Origin of the sequence: Lysinibacillus fusiformis, from assembly GCF_002845985.1 — a bacterium.
In the GTDB taxonomy this organism is placed as follows: domain Bacteria; phylum Bacillota; class Bacilli; order Bacillales_A; family Planococcaceae; genus Lysinibacillus; species Lysinibacillus fusiformis_D.
On the sequence record NZ_PDFK01000008.1, the window covers coordinates 18515 to 31154 of the forward strand.

At 38.5% G+C, this 12640-nt stretch carries 12 protein-coding genes; 2 read left to right on the forward strand and 10 right to left on the reverse strand.

Going from position 1 to position 12640, the window contains the following annotated elements; all coding sequences use genetic code 11:
- Nucleotides 1-51: 51 nt before the first annotated feature.
- The 3 genes from CRI88_RS19025 to CRI88_RS19035 form a co-directional block, all read right to left on the reverse strand.
- Nucleotides 52-606 carry an HPP family protein gene (locus CRI88_RS19025; protein ID WP_036124979.1) on the reverse strand — a complete coding sequence of 185 codons (555 nt, stop codon included), beginning with the start codon at nucleotides 604-606 and terminating at the stop codon, nucleotides 52-54.
- 195 nt (nucleotides 607-801) lie between these two features.
- Entirely contained in the window at nucleotides 802-2160 is a 1359-nt protein-coding gene (locus tag CRI88_RS19030; RefSeq protein ID WP_058845258.1) for an acetamidase/formamidase family protein, read from the reverse strand.
- An 83-nt stretch (nucleotides 2161-2243) separates the two neighbouring features.
- Nucleotides 2244-2858, reverse strand: coding sequence for a PH domain-containing protein (locus CRI88_RS19035; RefSeq protein WP_058845257.1), 615 nt, complete (start codon nucleotides 2856-2858; stop codon nucleotides 2244-2246).
- 183 nt (nucleotides 2859-3041) lie between these two features.
- Between CRI88_RS19035 and CRI88_RS19040 the strand changes: the two genes are divergently transcribed.
- Together CRI88_RS19040 and CRI88_RS19045 are read left to right on the forward strand one after the other, a co-directional pair.
- Nucleotides 3042-3764, forward strand: a complete 723-nt coding sequence (locus tag CRI88_RS19040) for a response regulator transcription factor (protein WP_058845256.1) — start codon at nucleotides 3042-3044, stop codon at nucleotides 3762-3764.
- The gene (locus CRI88_RS19045) at nucleotides 3761-5146 is read left to right on the forward strand and encodes a sensor histidine kinase (protein WP_058845255.1); all 1386 of its coding nucleotides are present in this window, start codon (nucleotides 3761-3763) and stop codon (nucleotides 5144-5146) included. Before CRI88_RS19040 ends, CRI88_RS19045 begins: the two co-directional genes overlap by 4 nt.
- Nucleotides 5147-5834: 688 nt before the next feature.
- On the opposite strand, the gene CRI88_RS19060 is transcribed toward CRI88_RS19045, so the two are convergent.
- From CRI88_RS19060 to CRI88_RS19090, 7 genes are all read right to left on the reverse strand, one after another.
- Nucleotides 5835-6194 (reverse strand): YxeA family protein, encoded by a 360-nt coding sequence (locus tag CRI88_RS19060; RefSeq protein ID WP_036125796.1) that lies wholly within the window; start codon nucleotides 6192-6194, stop codon nucleotides 5835-5837.
- Between the two features lie 2 nt (nucleotides 6195-6196).
- Entirely contained in the window at nucleotides 6197-8065 is a 1869-nt protein-coding gene (locus tag CRI88_RS19065) for an ABC transporter permease (protein ID WP_101966945.1), read from the reverse strand.
- A complete protein-coding gene (locus CRI88_RS19070; protein ID WP_036125791.1) occupies nucleotides 8052-8819 on the reverse strand; it encodes an ABC transporter ATP-binding protein in 768 nt (255 codons plus the stop codon). The genes CRI88_RS19065 and CRI88_RS19070 overlap by 14 nt, the downstream gene beginning before the upstream one ends.
- Before the next feature lie 211 nt (nucleotides 8820-9030).
- A complete protein-coding gene (locus CRI88_RS19075; RefSeq protein WP_101966946.1) occupies nucleotides 9031-9507 on the reverse strand; it encodes a glutathione peroxidase in 477 nt (158 codons plus the stop codon).
- 14 nt (nucleotides 9508-9521) lie between these two features.
- Nucleotides 9522-10856 (reverse strand): FAD-dependent oxidoreductase, encoded by a 1335-nt coding sequence (locus CRI88_RS19080; RefSeq protein ID WP_058843747.1) that lies wholly within the window; start codon nucleotides 10854-10856, stop codon nucleotides 9522-9524.
- A gap of 13 nt (nucleotides 10857-10869) precedes the next feature.
- Nucleotides 10870-12015 (reverse strand): VanZ family protein, encoded by a 1146-nt coding sequence (locus CRI88_RS19085; protein ID WP_101966947.1) that lies wholly within the window; start codon nucleotides 12013-12015, stop codon nucleotides 10870-10872.
- A gap of 225 nt (nucleotides 12016-12240) precedes the next feature.
- Entirely contained in the window at nucleotides 12241-12528 is a 288-nt protein-coding gene (locus CRI88_RS19090; RefSeq protein WP_058843749.1) for a DUF6509 family protein, read from the reverse strand.
- Nucleotides 12529-12640: the final 112 nt, after the last annotated feature.

Genomic DNA, 12640 nt, shown 5'->3' on the forward strand with positions numbered 1-12640 from the left:
CAAAAAAGAACCACCTATCAAGTGAATACACTTCATAGATGGAAATCTCCATCACCAAAATAGTGGATATTTTCTTTTTTCACGTAAATTATTTATCAACAATCCGAAAAATACAATAATGACAGCTCCAATTAACACAGGTGTTACTAAATAACTCCAACCATAGCCTCCTAAAATAATAATTATAGGATTGGCACCTGCCGGCGGATGGATAATGCCCAGGAAGGCCATAAAAAATATTGTTAGCCCTACGCCTAAACTAATAGACAGCATACTCGAGCCTAATAGTGCATACATAGCCAAACCAATAAAGGCGGAAATGAAATGGCCGCCAATAATATTTCGAGGCTGAGATAACGGTGCATTCCAGACGACAAATACAAGTACACAGCTACCACCAAGTGAAGCCATTAGCCAAGGTGCCTCTGTAAAATTTGTTAGCCATAGCAAAACAAAAATACATATTAAGCCGCCTATTGCTCCCGTGATGGCATCAGCAAAATTTGTTCGAGAGGGGGCATGTCCCCCTCCTCTCATTTTTAATATAAAAGGTTTTATACTATTCTTTTTCTCTATTTTATTTTCCACACCAAAAAACTCTGTCATTCGACACCAACTTTTCTATGCTACGTTCTATTTAAATTCGGTTAGGCTAATCATTTTTAAACTTTACCTATTATATCAACACAACATTAGAATTCAATCTAAACTTCATATTTCAGACAAATTCTTACTTTGCCACCCCATAACCCATACAAAAAAGCAAACCTTTAACAGTTTGCTTTAGAATGAATTCATCTATTAATCATATTGCTTTTTCACTGTCTTATAAATTCGTACCTTTTTCAATATCGTTTTAGGTACTTGGAAGGTTGCTGTGACAACTCCTGGATGACGTCCAATTTCAATGGAACCTGTTATCGTCGCTCTATTTAATACTTCTGGCTCACTCATCTCAAATAACTTTGCAGCTCTCTGGACTGCATTATCCGTAGCCTCATTTAGCGTTTTTCCAGAACCAATCATAGATACAGGGAATGCTTCCTCTACCTGTTTCACACCGAACTCCTCTGCTAGCTCTCGTGCACGGCGCTTTTCTTCCTTCGTAAAGGGCTTTGCTGTATAAGGTAAATCTTCTTCGTTTGGTAATAACACTGGGCCTTCCAATGCTACTTTTTTCAAGACACTAACTTGTAGCTGTACAATACCAGCTACATCTGTTGTATGCCCTGCAACCTCCCCATCTCCCTGCATAGCATGCATATCCCCAATATAGACACCGCCACCTGGAACCTTTACAGGACAAATAATCGTTGCCCCTTCGCGTACTCTACTTATATCCATATGACCATCGGTACGATGTAAATCCAATTCATCTTGTGTAAAGGCATATTCATGCGGTGCTCCAATTAAGAACGAACCAAAATCACCAGCATTATGAGAATCCGGCATTGCTTTTGAAGGGGTTGTACCAAGCTGTCCTAAAAAAGGTCGCATTCTCGCCATTATACCTACTAGGTCGCTTGGTGCTAATGCAACAACTGGATTTTGTACAGAATTTTCAGGTGTTCTCATGTAATTTTTAGCATCAAGGGCGATACGGCGAGCCCCCTCTCTTCCAACAGTGACACCTATTTGGCCTTTTTGATCAAGGGCCATTGTATAGCCGTTTATCATTTTAAATGGTGCCGTTTCTGTATCACAGGTTGAACAGCGAATCGCTTGTGGACCTATCCCTTTGACAATTGTGCTTGGATGTAACTTGCCACAACCTGGGCATTTGACAGAAACGAACGGGTCGCCAATGAATCGATCTATAATCGCCTCATCGTAACCTGACGAGGTTGCCAGAGATGTGACCTGAATAGATTTAATTTTTATGACGATGGCGTCACCCACCTCAGCGCCTTCTACAAAAACAGGCTTTGTTACTTCGTGTCCCCCACGAATAGTAGGTGTAAGCATTGGTCCCCAGCATCCAGGTGCTGTATTGGCAATGATCGTTCCACCGTCTTTAATGGGCCCTAACATCTTCTGTGAAGGATCTAAAATACCATCAATGAACTCATTTACGAACAATGTCTCAGCGGCTTGCGGTTGCTGTATAAAGTCATCATTTTCTAATCCTTCCTTTTCAAGCACATGCAATTCGTTTGTCATTTTTCGTCACACTCCTGGTTCTAATTTTTATGTAAGTGTTATATGTTAAAAACGCTCTCCACATTTGCAGAGAGCTATTTTTATCAATTGTTTATGTATAAATCAAAAATATGTGAGAAGTCTTCTTTTTTGTACTTATCTTTATGATCGATCATCCAAGTACTCGCAAAGCGTGTGATTTCCTCGAATGACGTAGATGGGGAAATGTTATCATTGCCCATCCGTCCAAGTGATGAAGAAGCAATGTTTAAGCTTTTTTCTGCTACCTCTAGCTTATAGGCATTGTGTTTTTGCTCATAGCTAATAGCATGTAGTGCTTTATAGAGGTCTTTAATGTCATCAATAAAGCGTTTATGGATGTCGATGGATAGTGGAGAATTACCAATTGTAAACTTAATTTCGACATCAAGGTCAATTGTTCCTGCTGTTTCTAGAAAAACATCTGTAATGGCATACATAGAATAGTCATAGCGTCGCAATAATCTTTTTTTACTCATGGCACTCTCGCCATCTACATGAATAATGGCACGATTCGTAAAGCAGTACTCATCTGCCTTCGTTTTAATTAAAAAATATATTTTTTCGTCAATTTCATGTAAGATAAAATCATCTGCATCTGTTTTATCATAATCCACTTGTGGCACAACTACTCCAATATCTGAAAGTCCAAGTGCATCTGCTGCTATTTTTTTGAACACCGTCATTCCTCCTAAATCGTCATACTCCTTTTACGCTTTAGAAACTGTAAAAGTTTCATAACACATTCCCCTACTGTATACAAATTTTCATATAATCAATACTTCATTTCCTCTTTCATGTATATTTCATTTATAATGATTGTCAGAAAAGGATTCTTCCAAATCGAAAGGTCGTGTGAATAAGTGCAAGAACCAACTATATTAGTAGTGGATGATGAGGCTGATTTAGCTAATCTGTTAAAAGTAAGCTTACAAAAAGAGGGCTACAAACAAATTTATACGGCTGGCTCCATTCATGATGCTTGGACAAGCTTTCAACTAACAAAACCAGATATTGTACTGCTAGATGTCATGCTTCCAGATGGTGAGGGCTACGATTTATGTAGACGTATCCGTGAAGTCTCACATGTGCCTGTACTTTTCATGTCTGCTAAAAACGAGGAAATTGATAAAATTTTAGGGCTAGCCATTGGTGGAGACGATTACATTACTAAGCCTTTTAGCCCTAAAGAGGTTGCCTATCGTGTAAAGGCCCAATTACGAAGAGCTGGCTACCAAACTCAAGATACTGCTCCGAGCCTTACCAAGAAAGCACTACAGCATGGACCATTCCAGCTGAATACCGATGAAACTGAAGTTCATAAAGATGGCGTTTTATTGGAGTTAACGGCAAAGGAAATTGGTTTAATGGCGTGCTTTATGCACAATCCTAATCGAATTTTAAGTAAAGAAACGCTGTTCGAACGTGTCTGGGGAGAGGACTTTTTCGGTTCAGATAATACAGTCATGGTGCATATCCGTCGTTTGCGTGAAAAAATCGAGCAGGATGCCTCAAAACCTCTGTATATCACCACTGTTAAAGGACTTGGTTATAAATTCGTCGTACCAAAAGAGGCACAAGAATGAAGTGGAGATTAACAGCGCGTTTCCTCCTTTCTGTACTTTCTATTGTCATCATCGTTATTTTTGTCAATACTGCCATTCTAGTAGGTCTGCTCACTTATCGGTTAGCTACTGATTCTGATGGTGCTTCTGCAACTAAAGAAGAAAACTTTGTACGCGAATTCCAAAAATATATCGAAATTAAAAATGGGGTTCCCTCAATAAGTGCAGATGGGCTTGAACATTTGCATCTGCGAAATGCTTGGATTCAATTACTTGATGTAAATGGTCAAGTTATTGACGCCCATTTTGTACCAGAAAAAGCACTCTCGCACTATACACCCATCGACTTAATTCAGGTATATAAATATAAAGAATTTGATTCTAATACTACGGTTTATATTGGCAATAAGGATGATTTTAGTTATTTAATTGGCATTCAAGGTAGTGGTGTTACAAGATATGTTATGCATTTTTCTGGCACATCAATCTTACAGTTTATCGGGAAATTCGGCTTGTTCATCGTTATTGCGGACTTGTTAGTAGCAACATTGGTAGGCTGGCTTTTTGGGCGCACATTAACGAAGCCTCTTTATGCGATGATTGAACGAATTCACCATTTAAAAGATCATAAACATTCGTCCGACAAAGCGCCTGGAGGAGTTTACAAGCCTGTTTTTGAAAATCTAAATGAAGTATCACTAGAACTAGCTGCCCATGAACAAGAGAGAAAGAGACTAGAAGTTATGCGTGAGGAATGGATTAGTAATGTTTCACACGATATGAAAACACCACTTGCCTCTATTCGTGGCTACGCAGAGCTATTGAATGATGAAAAATTGCCACCTAGTGAGCAAACAGAGTACGCAAAAATTATAGAAAAACAATCATTGCATATGCAAGATCTATTAGATGATTTAAATTTAACAATGCGTTTAAGACATCAACGGCTTCCTCTCACATTAAAAAAAGTGAATATGGTGCCATTTATTCGTGAAATTGTAATCGATACATTGAATACACCACAATATGAGCTTGCTAATCTTGAGTTTGAGACAGCCACCGAGGACAGTCTGCATCAAATTGACGAGCACTTTATGCGCAGAGCTATTATGAACTTTTTACACAATGCCATCCTTCATAATGCTCCTGATGTTTCCGTACTTGTGTCAGTTGATGAAGATTCTATTACGATTTCCGATAATGGTAGAGGGATCGCAGCAGAGGATCTGGAACATATTTTTGAACGCTATTACCGAGGTACAAATACGGAAAAAACAACTGGCACTGGTTTAGGTACAGCTATTGCTAGAGATATTATCGAGGCCCATGGAGGAACCGTAAGTATCAGCTCTGAAGAAGGGAAAGGTACAAGCGTTAACATTTATTTAAAAAGGAATACCTAATAAACGAAAACCCAAAATTTAACTAGCAGCATTCTTTGAAAAACGATAAATTTCAAACATACTTTTGGCACTGGCGCTTCGTAACACTTCGCTTTCGTGCAGAAAAGGGGTGTCTCAAATAACTTTTGAGACACCCCTCAGAGTGTTGAAAAACAAAACTATCCATAGCATTTTTGTGAAAGGTGAAAATGGATTTCCGCTGCAGGCTACTTGCTTTCCTGTGGGCGAGCGCCGAGCCGCTTCCTCCGCTACCGCTCCGTTTAGAGGCTCGCCTGTCTCGCTATCCCACGGGAGTCAAGTAGCCCTCCACTCTAATCCACAAAAGTGTTACCTTTTTAGCAAAGGTTTTTAAATAAAGTGAAGGTGTTCACTTCTCTTTATGGAGAGGTGTTGTCACGTATCACTTCTCCACATTGAAAATAAGAGCTTATCCCCTCTAAGAATACAGATAATGGGCTATTTGATCGCTATACTCCTATGAAAAAAGTAAAGACACTTTGCAGAATGGTTGATTGGAGTGGAGCCAGCGTCACTCCTAGGGGATTTAGCGTCACAGATGAGACCCTGGAACGAGCGTAATTGAGTGAAGCGGCTCATCGGACGCCCCCTGGAAAGGGCGCTGGCGGAACGGAAATCAACCTCTCACCTTGCTAAAGATTCTTTTTCTGCTATTGACATCACCTTTTTGCTATTTCATTTGATCTTGCACCTTTGCAGGTAACTCGTGGAATTTTACTTCATCAAATGAAGAGACTTCCGTTTCCTTTTTCACGTAAAGCTTTAAATAAGCATCCTGGCGTAAATTTTTGTGGGCTGAAAACTTTAATGTTTTTTCTTCGCCATTTTTATTGTAAGCAGGTAGCTCGTACCAGTACATTTTAAAGATTTCACCGCTATCAACCTTATACTCCTCTACTTCTCCCTCAGCTGTAATATGGACATAGTATGTGTCTTTATTTAACCGATTAAAGTCTACAGTCATCAATACAACCAATCCTGCCACGAATAAGATGAACAATGCACCTATTCCGAAAAATACTTTTTTCATATTTAATTCCCCTGTCTCACTATTTTATAGAACGAACGCACGGTAAAGATATAATAAATAAAGTAAATAGCTGAATATGCAACAATCCACAACATAACTGGCTTTGTAATATTCATACCAAATAGCTGTGAAAATGCTAGTAACGCAAAAGCACTATGCACAATGCCGACGATAAGTGGAGCACTAAAGATCACAGCCACCTGTCCTGCAACTGTCTTTAAAATTTGCTTACTATTCACACCAATTTTATTTAATATAGCGTATTTCGCCTGATCTTCCTCAGCTTCCGTTAAAATTTTGAAATAGATAATACTGCCTGTTGCCGCTAGGAAAACGAGACCTAAGAAGCTTCCCACAAACAATAGTGCACCAACTGTTGCTAAACCATCCTCATAGCTTTGTGGAACACTAGAGAAAGTTTCTTGTTGTTCAGTAGGTAATTGTTTATAAATATCTTGTGAAACGTTCTGTTGTTTCAAATCATTGTCCAATCCAACAACCTGCATGATGAGCTCTTCGGCATTTGTAGTCGCAAATTCCTGATCATTCACAACGAGTACTGTTCCCGCTGCTATAAAGTTTAGCACGCTTTCCTTGTACATTTTCTCTACATGGAAGGAATCTCCGTTTTGTAGCTTAAAGTCCTCACCCGTAAAATCATGTGAAAATCGTTCATCATAGGCTGCATCAAGTAAAACTGTAGAGCCATCTGCAATGTGCAGTTCTTCATCCTTACCTTGTAATTTCGCTAAACGATTATAATCAGATTCCTTCAATAATGTATATTCGAAAAACGAGAATTCATTATCAACACGTAAATTTTTCACAGCCACTGCTTCATTATATAAGACATCTTCTTGAGAAAATTCTACTGTCTCGCCTTTCCACATAAATGTATTTGGCAGCATCTGACGCACACTTGCTTCTGCATTGTAATACATGCCGAAGACACCGCCACCTGCTGTAATCGTTGTTGCACTTAAAATTGCAATGATCGACAGCGATTTAGCATTAGCTCGAATACGATATAATAACTGAGAAACACCGATTAAATTTAAGCCTTTCCATGACCATGATGTGGCTTTTTTTAATGCTGTTAACACAAAAACACTCACACTATGGAATAAAAGATATGTTCCTGCAATCGTTACACCTATGACCATTAATGGCGTACCTAACATAGTGAAGAATTTCCATATTTCACTCGTAAACATATCAGAGGCAGCTGTATAATATCCAAATGCAATTAGCGCAGTACCGAGTAAAGCAGCTACTAAAGAGGCACGTGGAATTTGCTCACCCTGTTTGTCAGCGTGAAATAAATCAATTAGCTTAAATTGATAAATAACACGATAGCCTTGCAATGATGTGAATAAAAACAGTAGTGTAAATATGCCAGTCGTATTAATTAATGCCTCCATCGAAAATGTCAGACTACCAACCACTTCATAGCCCATTAAGCGTACTAAGATCATTAACAGCCCTTGTGACATAAAGAACCCTAGAATGATACCAAGTATTAGAGAAACAAGTCCTATAACTAAATTCTCAAAAAAGAGCATTAAGCCAATTTTTTGCTTACGCACACCTAGCAATGAATAGAGGGCTACTTCCTTTTTCCGCTTCTTCATAAAAAATGAATTGGAATAGGCCATAAAGATGACAATAAAGAATAATAGCACTACTGACGATGCACTCATCAATCCCTTTATTTGTTGTGATGATTGTTTTAAGGCCGAAAGATCATCATTATATTTGAGCGTCACAAATGTAAAGTAAATAACGATACTAAATACCATCGAGGCAATATATAAAAAGTAATTCGACAAATTGCGTTGAATATTTTTGCGCGCTAAACTAAATAACGTCATTTACTCCACCCCCGATGCTAGACAGCACCTGCAAGATCTCTTGGAAAAATTGCTTCCTTGTTAGAGTCCCACGTTGAATTTCCTTAGAAAGCTGTCCATCTTGAATAAATAGTATCCGCTGGCAGAAGCTAGCTGCAAAAGCATCATGGGTAACCATCATAATCGTTGCGGCTTGAGATTGGTTTAGATCGCTTAAGCTTTCTAGTAAATCTGTTGCAGATTTTGAATCAAGTGCACCTGTAGGCTCATCCGCAAAGATTAGCTTTGGCTCTGTCACTAATGCTCGTGACGACGCAGTACGCTGCTTTTGTCCTCCTGAAATTTGATAAGGATATTTATCAAGCAAGTCACTTATACCAAATAATGCAGCAATCCGCTCAACCCTTGCGTTGATAGCCTTTGTTGGCATCTTCGCAATAGCTAGTGGTAAAACAATATTTTCTCGCACTGTCAAAGAATCGAGTAAATTATAATCTTGAAAAATAAATCCTAAATTATCGCGACGAAAATCCGCTAATTCGGCATCCTTCATACGTGCTAAATTAGTATTCCCAATAATTATTTCACCAGTCGTTGGCGTATCAATCGTTGCTAATACATTTAAAAGGGTAGATTTCCCGGCTCCAGAAGGACCCATTACACCAACAAACTCTCCTTTTTCTACTTCAAATGATATATTCGATAGCGCTGTAAAAGTATTTGCGCCTTTGCCGTAAGTTTTTCCAACGTTTTGTACCTTTAATAATGGCGTCATATACGCTCACCTCTTCTTTCTGACTTTAGTATACGACCTCAAACTTACAACAAATTTGTCGCAAGCTTACAGCAACCTTAAATCAATCGCTAGTTTTCGATTAATTCATACGTTTTATCGAAGCCATTCCCTTTTGTATTCCCCAACTTTTAAAATTGATTGACATAAAAAAAGATTCATACACAAATAACTGTGCATGAACCATTTTAATCTATTGTTCTAAAACCTTTTGAATATCGTCCTCAAAGCTACTTGGCTTATCTGCTGAGGCGTAGCGCCCTACAACCTCACCATTGCGATTTACAAGGAATTTTGTAAAATTCCACTTCACGCTACTGCCTAAAAATCCTTTGGAGTGAGAAGTTAGATAATCGAAAATAGGATGTGCTTCTTTTCCATTTACCTTAACTATCTCATGCATCGGGAAAGTCACTCCATATGTCAGACGACACTGTGATGCAGCTTCTTCAGCAGTCGCTAGCTCTTGTTTAAATTGATTTGAAGGGAAACCAAGTACCACAAGACCTTCCTCCTGATATTTTTCATAAAGACCTTCTAATTCTTCAAATTGCGGTGTAAAGCCACATTTGGAGGCTGTATTGACAATTAGCAAAGGCTTTCCCTTATAACGTTCGAGGCTATAGACAGTACCATCTTCTAAAGTTACGTTAATATCATAAATGCTCATCTTTCTACCTCCTATTATAAACGTCCATTCATTCGTGCCACCTGCTGTAATGGGTCCCAAACACCATTGAACGGTGGTGCATAGGCTAAATCTAAATCTAGTAAATCAGGTAATGTCATTTTACTATACAATGCCGTAGCAAATACATCGATACGCTTATCAACTCCTGCTGGACCTACGATTTGTGCGCCTAATAGCAGCTGGTCCCGCTTGCGAACAACCACCTTAATATACATACGTTGTGCACCTGGATAATAGCCAGCAATATGACGTGCAGATAGTTTAAATGCCTCATAGTCAAAGCCAAGCTCTTTCGCCTTACGCTCATTGATGCCTGTCGTAGCAATGGTTAAATTGAAAAACTTTAAGATAGAAGTTCCCACGATTCCTCTAAACGGCGCAAACTTGCCTGACATATTAAGGCCTGCTAAACGACCTTGCTTATTAGCAGTCGTTCCTAAAGGTACGTAATCTAAACGCTCCTTCACAATATTAAAATGGGTTGCACAATCTCCTGCTGCATAAATATTTTCAATAGAAGTCTCTAAATGGCGATTCACAATAATTGCTCCATTTTTCGCAAGTGCTATTCCAGTATTCTTTAAAAACTGCGTATTTGGTTGAATGCCTGAAGCGACAATCACTAAATCTGTTTCTAAAATACTGTTATCTGTGACGACACGCTCGACCCGTTTACTCCCTTCAAATGCTTCCACACTTGTATTTAATAAGAGTTCCACATCGTTCTTTTTTGCTTCCTCATGAACATGTTGGGCAAGCTCTTCATCTAAAATTCGTGCTACATGGCTTCCTCGTTGAACTAGCCTTACTTTTTTCCCGCAGGCGTGTAGCGTTTCAGCCATTTCTAATCCAATATAGCCACCACCTATGATGGTTACCTGTTCAATATCTGGCGTTAAATCAGCCAGTAAATCCTCCAACTGAGGAATCGTTTTTACCGTGTGGATACCTTCTAATTCAATCCCCTCTTGCACAGGTACTACTGGACTAGCTCCCGTAGCAATAAGAAGCTTATCATAGGGAATCTCAAATGCTTCACCACTCGCCTGTGTCCCCGTAATAAATTTCTTCTCTATATCTACATTTTCTACCTCATAGCCAACTCTTGCATCAATGCCATACTTATCTCTAAAAGTCTCGACATCTCGTGCAATTAAACGTTTGGTTGATGAAATACGTCCATCTACAACATAAGGCAATCCACATTGCCCATATGAATAAATAAAACCACGTTCTAAAGTAGTTATTTCTGCCCCTGGCACATTACGATAGATTTCCATTGCTGCAGACATACCTGCAGCATCTCCCCCAATGATGACGTATTTCATTCTACAAGCCCCCTTATTTTTTCCTTGTTGCCATTAAATCTGCATATTGATCGATATACAAACGTCGTTTTCCTCCACTTACGATGACACGTATTATATGGATGGCTATAATCATTGTAAGTGCAAAACCTGCTGTTGCGGCTAGTAGAGAAATGACAATTTGCAGAACATAAAATGATGAATCCATATTTAATTGAATACTACCAAACGTTGAAATGGCTTCGAATAGACTAGCCGTAGCGACAATAGCGATACAGCGACGCCACGATTGCTTTACAATACTTTTGCCATTCTTGTTGGCCATTGTAAAACGCATAATCTTCATACCTAGCGTTGCACCATTCATCATACTTGGGATCACGCCAAAGAGGATCATGTACAAGACCATGTTCACCAAGAACTCGAATGTACCACTATACCCTGTCAGACCGCCAACCATAATCCATATCATTTGTGCGATACATAAATCAATGACGAGTGCCAGCAAAATAGAGATGGGCTTAACAATATCCATTTTTTCCATTTCAGCAGCTTTTGCCTCAACCTCTTCATGCGAAGGGAATAGTGCCCATATGATTGGTGCTAAAAAGAATCCTAGTAACGCGCCTACACTGTTCAGTAATAAATCGTCCACATCAAAGATGCGGTAGGCACAATTAAAGATGCCGTAAATACCTGTTCTTTGTGTGACCTCATAAAACAATGTTAGCAAAAAGCTAATTAAAAATGCACGTTTCCAGTACCTTCTTTCTTTAAGAAAATATCGCAAGTAAACGCCAAACGGCATCAGTAGCAAGAAATTAAAGAACGCTTGAAAAAATGCCTGCTGTTTCGTTATAGCAAGCCATGTAGAGGGATTTGTTACTACAACCCCGCTGTCCTTTAAAATATCCTCAACAAATTGAAAAAGTCGCAAATTAGTATGAACAGTGTCTGCGGATTGGAGTGAGCATGTATCTCTTGTAGATGGAAATGGCAGTAATACTAAACATAGTGCGGATAAAAAATAAAAAATAAATGAGAACATAATAATGGTTTTGGACATAGATAAATATCCATATTTACGATACGTATAAATAAGCCATGGAATAAAAAGTACAAATGATAAAATAATCGTTATAAAAAACGCTATTAAAATGGAATCTGTGTAAGTTGACATATAAGCACCTCTCTCTTTAAAATGCCCGTTTTTATGAACACTAAAACTAAGTTTAGTTCTCCAATACAACATATTTATTTCAGTAAGCTTACATAATCCTTAATTCAATCAAATATGGCTGATACGTACGAGGAGTAGTTAATCTAAAGAAATCATGTCCTGTGGCAGCTACTACAACAAAATAAAAAACAGGTAAAGAATATACTCTCTACCTGCTCCCATTTATTATAATTTAGCAATTTCTTCTTTACAGAATGTCAGAATTTCCTCTAGTTCATCATCCTCTAAAGCAAAATCTAAGTATTCACCTTCAGCCTTTTCCAGAATGAAGTAATTTAAAATAAATGGCGATTCGCCCTTTTCACCGATGAGGACACGAATTTCAATGCCAGCTTCGTGATATAATTCGTCCTCTTCATCAATTTCTACATCCAAAATAAATTCATAGCGCTTACCCTCAATAATATTTGTAGGGTCTAAAATTTCTTCCATTGTGAATTGTGTAATTTCCATTGTTCTAGCTCCTTTTTCTTTAGCTGTTCCTTTTTATATTAAATCAATTTCAGCATGGGTCAACTAGAAAAGCCGTATACACGTGTAAGTAATTATGCCAGAATAAAATGGA